We start from the raw sequence: 17026 nt of genomic DNA on the forward strand, positions 1-17026 counted from the left end.
CGCCCCCGCCGTTCGCGCCCTTCCCCTGTCCGCATAGGAGACAGCCCCATGTCCCTCATCCACGAAATCGACTACGGCACCCCGGCCTCGAAATCCGAAAAGACCGTCACGCTGACCATTGACGGCCGCGAGATCACCGTGCCGGAAGGCACGTCGCTGATGCGCGCCTCGATGGAAGCCGGCATTCAGGTGCCGAAGCTTTGCGCCACCGACATGGTGGATGCCTTCGGCTCCTGCCGCCTCTGTCTTGTCGAGATCGAAGGCCGCAACGGCACGCCCGCCTCCTGCACGACGCCGGTCGCGCAAGGCCTCGTCGTTCACACGCAGACGGAGCGCCTGAAATCGATCCGCAAGGGCGTGATGGAACTCTACATTTCCGACCACCCGCTCGACTGTCTCACTTGCGCGGCCAATGGCGATTGCGAGCTTCAGGACATGGCCGGCGCCGTGGGCCTGCGCGACGTGCGCTACGGCTACGAGGGCGACAACCATGTGAAAGCGCGTGACACGTCCGGCGAGGCCAATCCGCAATGGATGCCGAAGGACGAGTCGAACCCTTACTTCACCTATGACCCGGCCAAATGCATCGTCTGCTCGCGCTGTGTGCGCGCCTGCGAAGAGGTGCAGGGCACTTTCGCGCTGACCATCGAAGGCCGTGGCTTCGACAGCCGCGTATCGCCCGGCATGCACGAGGATTTCCTCTCCTCCGAATGCGTCTCCTGCGGCGCCTGCGTGCAGGCCTGCCCGACCGCGACGCTGACGGAAAAGTCGGTGATCGAGATCGGCCAGCCGGAACATTCGGCCGTCACCACCTGCGCCTATTGCGGCGTCGGCTGCTCCTTCAAGGCTGAAATGCGCGGCGAAGAGCTGGTGCGCATGGTGCCGTGGAAGGATGGCAAAGCCAATCGCGGCCATTCATGCGTCAAGGGCCGGTTTGCCTGGGGCTATGCCACGCATCGCGACCGCATCCTCAACCCGATGATCCGCGAAAGCATCGACCAGCCCTGGCGCGAAGTGTCCTGGGAAGAGGCCCTGAAACATACGGCTTCGGAATTTAGCCGGATTCAGGCGAAATACGGCCGCGATTCCGTTGGCGGCATCACCTCCTCCCGCTGCACGAATGAGGAGACCTATCTGGTCCAGAAGCTCATCCGCGCCGGCTTCGGCAACAACAATGTCGACACCTGCGCCCGCGTCTGCCATTCGCCGACAGGCTATGGCCTCGGCCAGACCTTCGGCACCTCCGCCGGTACGCAGGATTTCGACAGCGTCGAACATACCGATGTCGTGATCGTCATCGGTGCGAACCCGACGGACGGCCATCCGGTCTTCGGCTCGCGGCTGAAGAAGCGCCTGCGTCAGGGTGCGAAGCTCATCGTCATCGACCCACGCCGCATCGACCTTGTCGATGGCCCGCATGTGAAGGCGGACTATCACCTGCCGCTGCGCCCCGGCACCAATGTCGCCGTCGTCACCGCGCTTGCCCATGTCATCGTCACGGAAGGCCTCTACAACGAAGCCTTCATCCGCGAACGCTGCGACTGGTCGGAGTTCCAGGACTGGGCGGAGTTCGTTGCCGAAGCCCGTCACAGCCCGGAAGAGATCGAAAAGCTTTCGGGCGTTCCCGCCGAGCTCATTCGCGGCGCCGCCCGCCTCTACGCCACCGGCGGCAATGGCGCGATCTATTACGGCCTCGGCGTCACCGAACACAGCCAGGGCTCGACCACCGTCATGTCGATCGCCAACCTCGCCATGGCGACCGGCAATATCGGCCGCAAGGGCGTCGGCGTGAACCCGCTGCGCGGGCAGAACAATGTGCAGGGCTCCTGCGACATGGGCTCCTTCCCGCATGAACTGCCGGGCTATCGCCACATCTCCGACGATGCGACGCGCGATGTCTTTGAAAAGCTCTGGGGCGTGAAGCTCAACAACGAGCCGGGCCTGCGCATTCCCAACATGCTGGACGCCGCTGTCGAGGGCACGTTCAAGGGCATCTATATTCAGGGCGAGGACATCCTCCAGTCCGACCCGGATACGCACCACGTCTCCGCCGGCCTTGCTGCCATGGAATGCGTCGTCGTGCAGGACCTGTTCCTGAACGAAACCGCCAACTACGCCCATGTCTTCCTGCCGGGCTCGACCTTCCTTGAAAAGGACGGCACGTTCACCAATGCCGAGCGCCGCATCAACCGCGTCCGCAAGGTCATGAGCCCGAAGAACGGCTATGGCGACTGGGAAGTGACGCAGGAACTGGCGAAGGCCATGGGCCTTAACTGGCACTACAGCCACCCGTCCGAAATCATGGCCGAAATCGCCGCCACCACGCCGAGCTTCGCCAATGTGACCTATGAGCTGCTGGAGGAAAAAGGATCGGTGCAGTGGCCCTGCAACGAGAAGCATCCCGAAGGCTCGCCGATCATGCATGTTGATGGCTTCGTGCGCGGCAAGGGCAAGTTCATCCGCACGGAATATGTCGCAACGGATGAGAAGACCGGCCCGCGTTTCCCGCTCCTGCTGACGACGGGGCGCATCCTCAGCCAGTACAATGTCGGCGCGCAGACCCGCCGCACGGAAAACACCGCATGGCATGCCGAGGACCGGCTGGAAATCCACCCGCATGACGCCGAAAATCGCGGCCTCCGCGATGGTGACTGGGTGCGGCTCACCTCGCGGGCCGGCGACACATCGCTGCGCGCGCTGATCACCGATCGCGTGGCACCGGGCGTCGTCTACACGACCTTCCACCACCCGGACACGCAGGCCAACGTCATCACCACCGACTTCTCCGACTGGGCCACCAATTGCCCGGAATACAAGGTGACAGCCGTGCAGGTCTCGCCCTCCAACGGTCCGTCGGAATGGCAGGAAGACTATACCGAGCTCTCCCGCCGCTCCCGCCGCATCGCCGGCAAAATGGAAGCTGCGGAGTGATGAGTGTGTTTTGGCACTCCGGCGCTTGTCCTCTCCCCTTGTGGGAGAGGAAGGAAAATCAGCACCTTAGCCAAGGGCTAAGTGCTAGATTTTCCAGGTGAGGGGTCCGCCCATGTTCGCAGCACCCAATCACCCCTCACCAAGCTCGCCACACCAATCGGCTTCGCCTCTCGGGGCGAGCTATCCTCTCCCACAAGGGGAGAGGACAAGGCGGCACCGTTTCCGGGCTTGGCGCCCCTCCCCAACCCTCCCCACAAGGGGGAGGGAGAGTTACCGTTGTGCCTCAGCAACGGCAAGATTGAACCTCGGCGGCACCTCCATCCGTCTCCCCCCTTGGGGGGGAGATGGCGGCAGCCAGAGGGGGCCTTTGCCCCAAACTGGACGCCCCGCATGACCCCCTCCCGCCCCCTGCCCCGCCAAGCTTACGCTGCCGGCCGCCTCACGCAGTCCACCCGCGAGATCGCCGAGGAAGTCCCCGTCGCCTTCACCTATCGCGGCTCGACGCAGGCCGTGATGATGGCAAGCCCGTCGGATCTGGAAGACTTCGCCTATGGCTTCACGCTGAACGAGGGCATCGTTGCTCGCCCGCAGGACATTCTTTCCGTCACGGCGGAAGAGACAGGCGGCGGCATAGACCTGCAGATCGAGCTCGCCGGCGACCATCAGGCCGCCCTCACCGCCCGCCGCCGGGCCATAGCCGGTCCGGTCGGCTGCGGCCTCTGTGGCATCGAATCCATCGAACAGGCGCTGCTGCCCGCCCGCCATGTCGAGGCCGCGATCACGCTTTCGCCGGAAGAGATCGCAGAAGCCACCGCCGCGCTCAGCGCACATCAGCCGCTTTTCGCCGCCACCCGCGCGGTCCATGCGGCCGGCTTCTATTGCCCCGGCGACGGCTTGGCTCTTGCCCGCGAGGATGTCGGACGGCACAATGCGCTCGACAAGCTCTGCGGCGCGATGGCGCTGGGCGGCATTGACGGCGCCAGCGGCGCGATCGTGCTGACCAGCCGCGTCTCCGTCGAAATGGTGCAGAAGACGGCGATGGCGGGTGCCAGCCTGCTCATCGCCATTTCAGCACCCACAGCGCTCGCCATCCGCATGGCGGAGGCCGCCGGCATTACGCTGGTGGGGTTGGCGCGGGACAAGGATTTCGAAGTTTTCACGCATGCCGGCCGCATCGCCGGCCAGACGACGATAAAGAGAGATGCCGATGTCGCATGACAAGATCGTTCGCATGGCGAACCAGATCGCCACCTTCTTCCACTCGCAGCCGCAGGCCGAGCGCGCGGCGGGCGTGGCAAACCACATCAACAAGTTCTGGGAGCCGCGCATGCGCCGGCAATTCTTCGAACATCTGGAAAGCGGCGCGCCCTTCGACCCGCTGGTCAAGGAAGCCGCCTCGCTCGTGAAAAAGCCGGAAACGGTCTGAACCGTCAGGCGCGGCGGTTTCAGAAGCCCGTCACGCCTGAAGACAGATTGCCTCCAGCGCCTTCGCCGCCTCGCCGAAATGCCGCTCCTTGTGGCGGATCATGCGGAACTGCCGCTCCGGCCTCGGGAAATTGACCGCAACAAGCTCGCCTTGCGCCAGAAGCGGTTCAACCGCCCGGCGCGACACGGCACAGGCCGCCAGCGATGTCCGCACCGCCGACAGCATCGCCTCGTTGGAGGGCAGCGTCAGCGCGATCTTCCGCCGGTTCGGATCGAAACCCATGGCGCGCAGCATCGCCTCGAATTCCGACCGCGTGCCGGACCCCTCCTCGCGGATCACCCAGACCGTTTCGTCCACCAGCGTATCGGCGCTTGCACCCTCCGCGCGCGCCAGCGGATGACCCGGGGCAACGACAACGACCAACTCATCCTCGCCCACAACACGCGCCGCCAAAGCCGGCTCATCGAACCGGCCCTCGACAAAGCCGAGATCGGCCGTGCCCTCGATCACCGCGCGGGTCACGCCTTGCGTATTGCTCACCGACAAATCGAGCGCGATGCCCGGATAGGCGGCGCGAAACTGCATCAGCCGCTGCGGCAACCAATAGGTCGCGACCGTCTGGCTGGCATGGATGGCAAGCCGCCCGCGCCGCATGTCGCCAAGTTCGGACAGCACCAGCGCCGCCGATTGCGCCCGCGACAGCACCGCCTTCGCCTCATCGAGAAAGACGCGTCCCGTCTCCGTCAGCTCGATCCCGCGACCGACCCGATGGAAAAGCTGCACATTGTAGAAGCCTTCCAGCGTCTTGATCGCCGCACTGACTGCAGAGGGCGTCAGCCGCAAGGCCTCAGCGGCCTTGGTCAGATGCTGCCGCTCGGCGACGGCCACGAAGATGGACAGCTGCTCAAAGGTCATTCGTTCGATTTTACCGAATGGAACATGCTATATTATTCGATTTTTCTACATGAATGTCCATGTCAATCCTGTGTCATCGCGGGAGTTGGCACGATGCACGGCGCAGACACATGGCAAAACACGGCAAAGGAGGCGCTTCCCGGCATCGCCCTTTGCAGTGCTGTTGCGGCACTGGGCTATGGCGCGCAATGGGCCGAGACCGCCCTTTTCGGCCGCGCTTGGCTGGAAAGTCTCGTGCTGGCGATCCTGCTCGGCGCGCTCATCCGCACGTTTCTCGGCCTGCATCCGCACTTTGAAGCCGGCGTGCGGGTCTCGGCCAAGCTGCTGCTGGAAATCGCCATCGTGCTGCTGGGCGCGTCAATCAGCGTCTCGGCCATTACCGGCGCCGGACCTGAATTGGTGGCCGGCGTTGCGGGCTCCGTCTTCATCGCCGTGCTGTCGAGCTACACGATCGGCCGCATGCTCAAGCTGGAGCATCGTCTGGCACTGCTGGTCGCCTGCGGCAATTCCATCTGCGGCAATTCGGCCATTGTCGCCGTCGCCCCGGTCATCAAGGCACGCGCCGAGGATGTCGCTGCCTCGATTGCCTTCACGGCCGCGCTGGGCATCTTCGTTGTCCTGCTGCTGCCGCTCGGCCAGCACGCAACCGGCATGAGCGCGGAAAGCTATGGCATCCTCTCCGGCATGACGGTCTATGCCGTGCCGCAGGTCCTTGCCGCCACCGCCCCGGTCGGGCTGCTCAGCATGCAGACCGGCACGCTGGTCAAGCTGATCCGTGTCATGATGCTCGCCCCGGTCATCTTCTGCATTGGCCTTCTCGGCGATCGCAGCGCAGAGCGGACGGAAACAGCGCGGCGGATCGAATGGGCGAAGATCATACCCTGGTTCATCATCGGCTTCGTCGCCATGATGGCGCTGCGCTCCGCCGGCATGATCCCCGATCAGACCCTCGACCCGCTCGAAACACTGGCAACCGCGCTCACCATCGTCTCCATGGCGGCCCTTGGGCTTTCGGTCGACATGCGCACCATCCTCTCGTCAGGCGGCCGGGTACTGGCCGCAGGCACGCTCTCGCTCGGCCTTCTGGTCGGCATCAGCCTCATACTGCTCCATCTTCTGGGCATTCGCTGAAACAAAAAGGCCGCTCCGGCAATCCGGAGCGGCCTTTTTTCAAAGTCTGGGAGGCGACCTATCAGGCGGCGACGTCGTCCATGTCCTTTTCGCGGAACATCTTGGCGAGGTTCAGGAAGCAGATCATGCCGTTCTCGTTGGCAATAATGCCTTCCGAATAGCTGCGGTCGAAAGACGCGGTGACTTCCGGAACCGGCTGGATCTGGCTACCGGCAACCGTCAGAATGTCGGAGACGCGGTCGACCAGCATGCCGATGACCATGTTGTGGACTTCGGCAACGACGATGGCCGAACGTTCATTGGCCTGCGTGCTTTCCATGCCGAGCTTGTAGGCCAGGTCGATGATCGGGATGACCGAGCCGCGCAGGTTCATCACGCCGATGACTTCCGGCGGCGAATGCGGGATCGGGGTGGACGGCGCCCAACCGCGAATTTCGCGGATCGTCGTCGTCTTCACGCAGAATTCCTGATCGTGAAGACGGAAGGCGATGATTTCCAGGGTTTCGCCTGCATAATTGGTGGTGTTGATTGCGCTTGCCATCTTAAGAACTCTTCCCCAGGTCTCGCTCGCCCCCGCAAGCATCGTGTTGCCGCCGGACTGTTCGTTAGAAGATTGCACAATACCTGTTACCTTCCTCTTAACACTCTCCCGGCAAATCAGGGATGGCCCGCCAGTTCTCGTCAGCTGGCGGAGGTCAGTATTCCTTCTCGTAGAAAATGCCCGCTGCACTTCCGCCGCCGCTATCGGCCTCGCCGCGCAGCTTGACGCCCTTGCCGACATCGAGGTTGATGATGGCCTTGCTGGAGCCGGACCCCGCGCCCTGCTGCAGCTGCAGATAGGTGCGGCTGTTGATGTATTTGCCGGCCGTCACCTGCGCCTGCCCGGCACTGTCGGTGGAGACGTCCAGATCGTCGATGCCTGCCCCCTTGCGGAGCTTCTCGAAGATGGACGTGCTGCGCCCGCCGGCAAGCTGCAGGGCTGCATCCGCCAGCTGGGCGATCTGGAATGGTGTGAGGCTGGAAAGGGACCTGTTGAAGATCAGCTGCGCCAGCACCTCGTCCTGCGGCAGGGCCGGCGACGAGGAGAAGGCGATTTCCGGATCGTTCGCCGGACCGTTGACGCTCACAGTAATGGTCCCCGCCGAAGCGTTGGACGTCGCATTCAGAGCGAGCGTCGGAACAAGTCCGCCGCCGAAGCCGATCGTGCCCGAGGCAAAGTCGAGACGCTTTCCGAGGATTTCGAGCCGCCCGCGGATCATCTTGAAGGCGCCCGAGATGGAAGGAGCAGCCGATGTCCCGCTCACCTTCAGCGTCCCGCCGAGCTCGGCGTCAACCCCGCGCCCGCGGACGAAAATCTGGTTTTGTGCCTGAACATCGAGGGCGAGCCGGATCGCCGACGATCCGCTGGCATCATTCGGAGCCTCCGGTTCCAGTTCTTTCGTCTGCACGATGACGCGCTTCGGCGCATTCTTGTGCTTGACGTCAATCTCCGCCAGCGAGGCCGGTATTTTCTCGGGGATCGTGATGGCGGCTTCGGCGACACGAATCGTGCCGCCAAGCTCCGCTCCGCCGGTGAGCGGCCCCTTCAGGGAGAGATCACCCGTCAGCTTGGCATTGACCAGATCGCCATTCGCATAGACGGCATTGGTGAGCTTGACGGTCAGGTCGGCCGGGAAACCGGAACCGGCGGCAGTCCCGATCGTGCCCGTAACGGAAAGATTGCCGCCATTGGCGATCTTGGCGGAGAGACCGGCGATCCGCGCGGTGTTGCCATCCAGCGTGATCGTGCCGTCGATACCGGTCAGGTTGAGGTTCTGTCGCGGCAGCGCCGCACCGGCGGATGCCAGCCGGATCGTGCCGCCCAGCTTCGGAGCCGTCAGCGCGCCGCTCGCAGAAATGTCGAAATTGGCATTTCCGGAGAGCGCAATCCCCTGATCGGCGACAAATGGCTGCGCGAGCGCCAGCGGTGCCAAACCCTGCACTTTGATATTGAGGCTCTGGCTCCCCTGCAGCTGCACGCGCCCGGAGGCTTTGGCATTGAGCCCCCCGCCGGCCCCGGATGCATCGATGGTCAGGGCACCCGCTCCGTAACCGCCTTTTGCCTGTAGCGACAATGCCGGCAGGCCGGCGCTGCGCGTCGCGGCCAGCGAGGCGGAAGGCCAGGTGAGTGCGAATTGTGCAAATGGATCGGTCGCCTTGCCGGTCACGGTCGCCGTTCCGGAAATGGCCCCATCGGCGCCGAGGCCCGGAGAGAACGTGTTGGCAAGGGCAGCCGGCAGATTGGCAATCGTCACCTTGAGGTCCAGCATTGTTCCGGCACGCCCGCTGACTGCGACAGACCCGCTGCCAAGCGCCAGCTTCAGCGCGTCCAGGCGAACGCCTCCGTCAACCAGCGTGAGGTCCGTCGGGCCGGCTAGCTTCACCGCGATCTTCTCGGCCGTCGCGTTGAAGCCGCCTAAATGGACGAGCGTGCTGCCGTTGCTCGGTGCGGCATAACCGTTCACGGCAAGCGGTGCGCCCTGATAGCGGGCCACCAGCGAGAAATCCGTCTTCTCGCCCTGGCGCGAGAAGGTGAGGACCGGCTTCTCGACCATGTTCGTGCCGCTGCGGACCGCGTCTGCGGCAAGTTCGCCGGAGATGGTCGCCGCGCGGTAGTCGATGCCGGCACGAATGCCCGTAAGCGAAACGGTGTCGTAGGCAAGCGTCTTGCCCGTCAGATCCAGCCGCGCAGCCAGCTGGCCAGCGGGGGCGGATAGAACAAGATTGCCCTTCAGGCTGCCATTCAGCGGTTGCCCGGCCATCGCGCCAACCAGCGAAAGATCCGGCAGGTCGAAGGCAAGTTTGCCGTCCGGCAGGAAGGCGGCGTCAAGCGTCAGCCCGCCGGAGATCACGTTCGGGCCGATCTTGACCTGCAGGTTCGGAACCGTCGTCCGGCCCTTGTCCTGCTTCATGATCGCGTCGATATCGATGACCTGCCCGGCGATCGAGCCCGTCGCCTTCACGTTCCCGCCGATTGCGCCCTGATTGAGCGCGGCATTCACGTCGGCCGAAAAGCTGTCGAGTTGCTTGCCCGAAAGAACCGCTTTCGGCACCGAGAGCGAGATCCTGGCAGAAGGGGCATCGACCGTGCCACTCGCGGCAAGGCGGAAACTGCCGCTTCCCCTGGCACTGTCGGAAAGCCTGGCGAGGTCGGGCAACGTCCCGTCGAAGGCGGCATCAATGGTACCGCTCTTCAGGCTGGCGCTTCCCTTTGCCTCCACCAGTTCGGAGGTGAGGACCACATCCTTGGCTTCGACGGCGCCATTCACGATCCGCACATGACCGCCAAGGCCGACGGTCTTCGTCAACTTCTGAGCCAGCGCTTCCGGCAACGCGGAGGGTGCGGCAAAAAGCTGGAGATTGGTCTCCGTCGTTCCCGAAGCCATGTCATAGGAAACATCGCCCTTGCCGCCGAGGCTGGCACCCTCAAGCTGATAGCTCGCCTGGATTGCCTGCTGCGAAACGGTGACGGGCGCGGTGAGTTTCACGGGCGCCTGCACCAGCCGGTTCAGCGCATCGGACTTGAAGTCGCGGCCGCCGACGGTGAGCTGCGTATCGAGCACTCCGTTCTGTGCCTGCAGATTGAAGGCCCCAGACCGCGCGGTAAACGCGACGTCGGTGAGGTTGACGGCATTCGTCGTCAGCCTCTTCAGATCAAGTGCGGCGTCAATCTTCGCCTTGTCGGGCGAACCGCTGACCGAAACATTGAACGCCTTGAGATCGAGCCCGAGCACATCCGCACCGATAGGCAGCGAAAAGACGGCGCTGTCGCCGACCGGGGTGATCTCGGCGCGGAAATCATTGGCGCCCTTTGCCGAAAGCGTTCCTCCGAGATTGGCGGACAGCGTGCCCGTCGCGATCCTGCCGCGGCTCACCGCAAGCGTCCCGCCGGCGTCATAGGCAACCGCAAGGTCGATATCCGTCCGCCCCTTGAACAGCGGCTCGAGCACGGGCGGAAGCACGGCATCGAAGGCGCCGCCCCCCTTGAGCGTGACATCAATGGGGCCGTTTGCAGACTGGCGCACGCCGGCATCGAGATTGACGACAGGCACACCTTCCACCGAGGCCGTGGCCTTGCCCTGCCAGTTGGACAGCGCGCCGGCGCCCTTGATGGAAAAACCGAGTGCCGGCTGGTCGGGAAGGCGCAGAAGACCGGCGATGACGCCGCCCCGCGGCTCTTCAGCCCTGGCGTCGAGCGCCAGTGTCCGGGCATTCGCATCATACTCGACCGCCAGCGTAGCACTTGCCGCCGTCTTGCCAAGGTCGCGGATCGTCGCCTTGCCCGAAAGGCCGGCGCGCGTGAGCGCGGCATTCGCATCCGCCGACAGCGCCTCTTCCTTTCCGGAAAGGGCCGCGCCGAGCGAAATCTGCGGCAACGTCAGCTGCCTGAGGTCGACCTCGACGGGCAGCGAGAAGGAACTGTTGCTGGAAGAGGTTTGGGATGAGCTTTGCGGCAGGCGCTCGATGCGCACGCGCTTTGCGGTCAGCAGGTCGATCCGCGCCTTCAGCGCAAGAAGATCAAATGGCGACCAGTCGGCGGCGATCCCGTCGATTTCGGCGTAGACGCCTTTGGCATCGGCAATCGTCACGCGATCGACGCGCAGATGTCCCGTCAGAAGCGGGCCGGCACCCGAAATCACGATCTTGCTGTCAGCGCTGTTCAGGACAGGCGCGGCGAGGTTCAGGATGATGGACGTGCCGGCGCTGGTGAAGCCGAGGACGCCGAAGGCAGCGACCAGCAGGCCAACCAGGACAGCGAAGGCTATGCCCAGTCTCCGTGGCCAAAATGCCGCTCTTCTTGCCGTGCCCGCCATGCCGATCGTCTTCCCGTCATCCTGAATTAAGACGTGCCGCGCACGGCCCCGATCCGTAACGCGCAACTCTTATATAGGTTGCCTTTATTGAACCTTTAGCCTGCGATTGTCGCCGCAATCGGGCGGTGCCACGCGCCCGCCCATCAGAACGCCTGCCCGATGCCGGCATAGATGCCGAACGTGCTGCCACCCGGATAGCGCCGAAGCGGCACGGCCACGTCAAGGCGGATGGGCCCGAACGGCGTCGCGTAGCGCAGCCCGACGCCCGCACCGGCCCGGATATCCGAAAAACTCGGTGCGCTGCTTGCCGAAACCGTGCCGACATCAAGGAACGGCACGACACCGATCGTGTCGGTGACCTTGATGCGGGCCTCGACCGAAGCCGTAATATAGGACCGCCCGCCGAGCGGATTGTTGGCCGCATCACGCGGCGAAATGCCCTGATAGGCATAGCCGCGCACCGAACCGCCGCCACCGGCATAGAAACGCCGCGTCGCCGGGATATCGGCAAGGCTGCGGCCGCCGACCAGTGTGCCGACCGCAATCTTGCCCGCGAGCACCGGTCCCTCGTCGCCGACCTGCCGATAGGCAGAAATTGCCCCTTCCGCACTGACGAAGGAGCTCTTGTTGTAGACCCCGAAGCTCGGCCGCAGCGTCAGCGAGGCGCGGAAACCCGTCGTCGGATCGAACTTGTCATCCGTCGTGTCGCGGGTCCAGCCAAGCGGCACCGAGGCCGTCAGGTAACGGTTGTCGCCATAGACGTCCTTGGCCTGGGTCCAATCGAGAGCAAGACCGGCAGACAGCTTGTCCTGATCGGTCAGGTCATAGGTCACGCCAACGGAACTCGACAGCACCTTCGCATCGTAGCCCGTCGTATGGCTGAGCCCTGCGGAGAAATTGGCGGTGAAGGTCGTGGCCGGCCCGAAGGCCCCGGGCTTGGCAAAGGCAATCGCGGTCGAATAATCGAGCTTCTTGAAGTCGCGCGTCTGGCCGAGGCGGTTGATCGAGCCCGAAATCTTCAGGGATTCGGCATTGCCGAACAGGTTGCGGTGGCCCCAGTAACCCTGAAGCCCGACGCCATCGATCGTCGAATACTGGATGCCGGCGCCGAAATAGCGCTGCTTGCCTTCCGTCACATCGATCTTGATCGGGATCGTTCCGTCAGGCGCAAGCTCCTTGCCCTCCGACACGTTGACAGTCGAAAAGGTGCCAAGCTCCCGCAGCCGCTTGGCGGCGCGCTTCAGCCTGTCGGGCGCATAGGGTTCGCCGGGGCGAAGATCGGACCATTCGGACACAAATTCCGGATTGACCTCCGAGGCACCATTGACAGAAACCTGACCGAGCGGCGCAATCGGGCCGGACTGAACAGCCAGCGTCACGTCCACCCGCTTCGTCGCATGGTCGGCGATCACGGTGCGCTCGCTGACCCGCGCCAGCGGCCGGCCTTCCGCCTTCAGATCGCGCACAATCTTTGCAGAGGCGTCAAGGATCGCCTGCGAGCCGGCATTGCCGCCCGCGGTGAGCCCATAAGCCGCCGGATCCAGCTTGCCGGCGTCATCCTTCAGGACGACCTTGCCAAGCTTAAACAACGGCCCAACAGTAACAGAAATCGTAACGGGTACAGCTGTAGAGCGCGGAAAGCTGGGCAGAGACGGAAGCTTGTCCACCTCCACGCCGTTGACCTTGACGGTCACCACAGCCCCGTACCGGGCCTTTTCGTAAAGGAGGGCCACCAGCCGGTCGCGATCGTCCTTTGCCTTGACGACCAGACCGAAATCGCCATCCACGGGCTTCGACTGATCCTGCATCAACGCCGACTGATCGTTGAGAACCTTCTGGAGCTCGGGATCATCAACCGTCAGGGTGGCTGCGTAGCGCACCGGATCTGTGATCTGCGCGTCCTTCTCGGCCGTTCCGAAAAGATGAATGCCAAAAAGCTCGAATGCACCCGCCCTCTGCGGCTGGACCGCGAAGGTGAACGCTGCAACAGTTGCTGCCGCGAAGGCTCCCCATTGCCGGTACACTGAACTCATTTCCGGCTCCATCGCTTCAACGGCGAGTGAAGATACAAGTAACCGGCCGCGTTTCCGGGCCGGGACGGCAACATGCCATCCAGACCATAGGCCCCGTCCGTTACAAATCTGTTAGCCATAATCGACATGACAAAACTATATACGAAGCGGGTTCTTTGAGAACCCTTTCCGTCACGCTTGCCATCGCCTGCGCTGTTCGCGCCACAGGGGCAACCAGCCAGCCGGCGATCTCTATTCAGGAAAATGGAGGGATGTTGCAGCTCTCTTCGCGCAGTCACGCCTTCAACGCCGTTGCACCCGGCTTGCAGAACATCGAGTAGAGCGCATCGATGATGCCTCCGACATCGGGATTGGCGATGCTGTAGAAAATCTGGCGGCCCTCGCGACGCGTCTCCACCACATTTTCGTGGCGCAGGCGTGCAAGTTGCTGCGAAACAACGGCCTGCTGGAGCCCGAGAATCGTTTCGATCTCGGTCACGGACTTCTCCCCTTCCGACAGGATGCAGAGAATCATCAGGCGCGCTTCATGCGAAATCGCCTTCAGAAAATCGCTCGCCTGGGAGGCCTTTTCCGCGAATGTCAGCAGTTCATCGCTCGACGAACCGGGTTTCAACTGAAGCACTGGCATCGCATTCCCTTTCACCAATCAGCCGATCGGCTGTGCGAAACTATGATATCAGGCTATTATATAGAATATGCACTATTTATTTTTACTCAACTCAAGTGGCCGAAATTTGGTAGGCCAATAGTTAACCATTTGAAAATTAGTTCATCAACATATAGGCAACTTCCTACATGTTGACGTGCCTATACGCAGGCCAAACGCCTGAGGCGGGGTTCTGTTCCTGAAAAAAATAACGCCCCGCTCACGGAGGAGCGAGGCGTTTTGCGTCTCTGAACGAATTTCAGAAATCAGCCGGAAACTGCACCGCGCAGTTCAGTCAGCTGGAAGATGAAATCTTCGATCGCGCTGCGATGCTCATGATGCTCGGCATTGGCCAGATCACTGCGGGCAGCCTCGATACGAGCCTCAAGCGTAGCAGTGTTGAGTTCGTCCATGTGAATGGCCGATTCAGCAAGCAGCGTGCAGCCCGTCGGCAGAATGTCAGCAAATCCGCCGAAAACGACGAACTTGTCTTCAGCACCGTCAGCCTTGGACAGCTTGACGACACCGGCCTTCACCGTCGTCATCACCGGCGCATGCTGCGCCATGACGGTCATCTCGCCATCGGTGCCCGGAATGACAACCGCCGTGACATCGGCGGAAACCAGAAGCCGCTCAGGCGAAACGAGTTCGAAATTGAAGCTTTCAGCCATGGCTTTTCACTTTTCCATTACGAAAGAAAATGCGCGGCGCGTGGCTCTTCTGAACCCGCGCCGCCGCAGATGGTGGATTAAGCAGCCAGCTTCTTGGCCTTCTCGATGGCTTCTTCGATCGAGCCGACCATGTAGAAGGCAGCTTCCGGCAGGTGGTCATACTCGCCGTTGACGAGGCCCTTGAAGCCCTTGATCGTGTCTTCGAGGGAAACCAGCTTGCCCGGCGAACCGGTGAAGACTTCGGCCACGAAGAACGGCTGCGACAGGAAGCGCTCGATCTTGCGGGCGCGGGCAACCGTCATCTTGTCCTCTTCGGACAGTTCGTCCATGCCGAGGATGGCGATGATGTCCTGGAGCGACTTGTAGCGCTGCAGCGTACCCTGAACCTTACGGGCAACGTCGTAGTGCTCTTCGCCGACAACCAGCGGGTCAAGCATGCGCGACGTGGAGTCGAGCGGGTCAACGGCCGGGTAGATACCCTTTTCAGCGATCGAGCGCGACAGAACCGTCGTTGCGTCCAGGTGGGCGAACGAGGTTGCCGGTGCCGGGTCGGTCAAGTCGTCGGCGGGAACGTAGATGGCCTGAACCGAGGTGATCGAGCCCTTGGTCGTCGTGGTGATGCGTTCCTGCATCTGGCCCATGTCGGTAGCCAGCGTCGGCTGATAGCCCACGGCCGAAGGAATACGGCCGAGCAGAGCGGACACTTCCGAGCCTGCCTGCGTGAAGCGGAAGATGTTGTCGACGAAGAACAGAACGTCCTGGCCCTTGTCGCGGAAGTCTTCAGCGATCGTCAGACCGGTCAGAGCAACGCGAGCGCGGGCGCCCGGCGGCTCGTTCATCTGGCCGTATACGAGGGCTGCCTTGGAGCCTTCGCCACCGCCATGCTTGTTCACGCCGGATTCGATCATTTCGTGGTAAAGGTCGTTGCCTTCGCGAGTACGTTCACCCACGCCGGCGAAGACCGAGTAACCACCGTGCGCCTTGGCGACGTTGTTGATCAGTTCCATGATGAGAACGGTCTTGCCAACGCCAGCGCCGCCGAACAGGCCGATCTTGCCGCCCTTTGCGTAAGGAGCCAGAAGGTCGACGACCTTGATGCCCGTGACCAGGATCTGGGCTTCCGTCGACTGTTCGACATAGGCCGGAGCTTCCTGGTGGATCGAGCGCAGGTGCGTGCGGTCGAGCGGACCGGCTTCGTCAACCGGCTCACCGATAACGTTCATGATGCGGCCGAGCGTGTGCTCGCCAACCGGAACCGAGATCGGCGAACCCGTGTCTGCAACGGCCTGGCCGCGGACGAGACCTTCGGTCGAGTCCATGGCGATCGTGCGAACTTCGTTTTCACCGAGGTGCTGTGCGACTTCAAGAACCAGACGCGAGCCGTTGTTGGTGGTTTCGAGTGCGTTCAGGATCGGCGGAAGGTTGCCGCCTGCAAACGAAACGTCGACAACAGCGCCGATGACCTGCGTCACCTTGCCGGTAGAGCCCGAGGTAGCTGCCATAATGATACCCTCTTTCCTTAACCCTTAGAGCGCTTCGGCGCCCGAAATGATTTCAATCAGTTCCTTGGTGATCTGAGCCTGGCGCTGACGGTTGTACTTCAGCGTCAGCTTGTTGATCATGTCACCTGCGTTGCGCGTCGCGTTGTCCATCGCGCTCATCTTGGCGCCCATTTCGCCGGCGACATTCTCGAGCAGAGCCCGGAACACCTGAACCGAAATGTTGCGCGGGATGAGGTCCGCGAGGATCGCGCCGGCATCCGGCTCGTATTCGTAGGAAGCGTCACCAGAACCGGCTGCCGCTTCGCCAGCCGGAACCGCCGCCGGAATAAGCTGCAGCGCGGTCGGGATCTGGCTGATCACCGACTTGAACTCGGAGTAGAACAGCGTGCAAACGTCGAACTCGTCCTTGTTGAAGAGCGAGATCACCTTCTTGCCGATCTGGTCCGCGTTTTCGAAGCCGATCTTCTTCACGTCGCGCAGTTCCGTCCGCTCGATGATGAGCGAAGCGAAATCGCGGCGAAGGATGTCGTAACCCTTCTTGCCGACGCAATAGATCTTGACCGTCTTGCCTTCCGACAGAAGCTTGCGCGTATGTTCGCGGGCCAGACGGGCGATCTGCGAGTTGAAACCGCCGCAAAGGCCGCGTTCCGCCGTGCAGACGACCAGGAGATGAACCTGGTCGTTACCCGTGCCGGTCATCAGACGCGGCGCGTCATTCGTACCGGCCTGCGCGATGTTTGCAAGCACCGCGCTCATCCGCTGCGAATAGGGACGAGCAGCCTCGGCCGCCTCCTGCGCACGCCGAAGCTTCGCCGCGGCGACCATTTTCATCGCCTTGGTGATCTTCTGCGTCGCCTTGACGGTGGCGATCCGGTTTTTCAGATCCTTAAGTGAAGGCATCCGTTTTCCGTCCTAACT

The 17026-nt window shown here is 62.8% G+C and carries 12 protein-coding genes; 4 read left to right on the top strand and 8 right to left on the bottom strand.

The window, feature by feature from the left end; genetic code table 11:
- The first annotated feature begins 48 nt into the window (after positions 1–48).
- The 3 genes from fdhF to LQK84_RS21005 all read left to right on the top strand — a co-directional run bounded on the left by fdhF (position 49) and on the right by LQK84_RS21005 (position 4357).
- Entirely contained in the window at positions 49–2931 is a 2883-nt protein-coding gene (gene fdhF, locus LQK84_RS20995) for a formate dehydrogenase subunit alpha (RefSeq protein WP_230830685.1), read from the top strand.
- Positions 2932–3321: 390 nt separating this feature from the next.
- A complete protein-coding gene (gene fdhD / locus LQK84_RS21000; protein WP_230830686.1) occupies positions 3322–4149 on the top strand; it encodes a formate dehydrogenase accessory sulfurtransferase FdhD in 828 nt (275 codons plus the stop codon).
- Entirely contained in the window at positions 4139–4357 is a 219-nt protein-coding gene (locus LQK84_RS21005) for a formate dehydrogenase subunit delta (RefSeq protein WP_230830687.1), read from the top strand. Before fdhD ends, LQK84_RS21005 begins: the two co-directional genes overlap by 11 nt.
- 30 nt (positions 4358–4387) lie before the next feature.
- Here LQK84_RS21005 and LQK84_RS21010 read toward each other — a convergent pair whose 3' ends face one another.
- Entirely contained in the window at positions 4388–5272 is an 885-nt protein-coding gene (locus LQK84_RS21010; RefSeq protein WP_230830688.1) for a LysR family transcriptional regulator, read from the bottom strand.
- A 93-nt stretch (positions 5273–5365) separates the two neighbouring features.
- Here LQK84_RS21010 and LQK84_RS21015 point away from each other — a divergent pair, with 93 nt between their 5' ends.
- A complete protein-coding gene (locus LQK84_RS21015; RefSeq protein ID WP_230830689.1) occupies positions 5366–6403 on the top strand; it encodes a YeiH family protein in 1038 nt (345 codons plus the stop codon).
- Between the two features lie 61 nt (positions 6404–6464).
- Here the strand turns inward: LQK84_RS21015 and LQK84_RS21020 are convergent, their stop codons facing one another.
- From LQK84_RS21020 to LQK84_RS21050, 7 genes are all read right to left on the bottom strand, one after another.
- Positions 6465–6944, bottom strand: coding sequence for a chemotaxis protein CheW (locus tag LQK84_RS21020; RefSeq protein WP_112697001.1), 480 nt, complete (start codon positions 6942–6944; stop codon positions 6465–6467).
- Between the two features lie 154 nt (positions 6945–7098).
- Positions 7099–11256, bottom strand: coding sequence for a translocation/assembly module TamB domain-containing protein (locus tag LQK84_RS21025; protein WP_230830690.1), 4158 nt, complete (start codon positions 11254–11256; stop codon positions 7099–7101).
- A gap of 143 nt (positions 11257–11399) precedes the next feature.
- The gene (locus LQK84_RS21030) at positions 11400–13301 is read right to left on the bottom strand and encodes an autotransporter assembly complex protein TamA (RefSeq protein ID WP_442966998.1); all 1902 of its coding nucleotides are present in this window, start codon (positions 13299–13301) and stop codon (positions 11400–11402) included.
- A gap of 262 nt (positions 13302–13563) precedes the next feature.
- On the bottom strand, positions 13564–13917 hold the full coding sequence (locus tag LQK84_RS21035) for an ArsR/SmtB family transcription factor (RefSeq protein ID WP_230830692.1): 354 nt from the start codon (positions 13915–13917) through the stop codon (positions 13564–13566).
- A gap of 284 nt (positions 13918–14201) precedes the next feature.
- Positions 14202–14606 (bottom strand): F0F1 ATP synthase subunit epsilon, encoded by a 405-nt coding sequence (locus LQK84_RS21040; RefSeq protein ID WP_230830693.1) that lies wholly within the window; start codon positions 14604–14606, stop codon positions 14202–14204.
- A 77-nt stretch (positions 14607–14683) separates the two neighbouring features.
- Positions 14684–16108, bottom strand: coding sequence for a F0F1 ATP synthase subunit beta (gene atpD / locus LQK84_RS21045; protein ID WP_230830694.1), 1425 nt, complete (start codon positions 16106–16108; stop codon positions 14684–14686).
- 24 nt (positions 16109–16132) lie between these two features.
- A complete protein-coding gene (locus LQK84_RS21050; RefSeq protein ID WP_230830695.1) occupies positions 16133–17008 on the bottom strand; it encodes a F0F1 ATP synthase subunit gamma in 876 nt (291 codons plus the stop codon).
- Positions 17009–17026 lie beyond the last annotated feature (18 nt).

This window comes from Rhizobium sp. C4, assembly GCF_021026315.1.
GTDB lineage: Bacteria > Pseudomonadota > Alphaproteobacteria > Rhizobiales > Rhizobiaceae > Ensifer_A.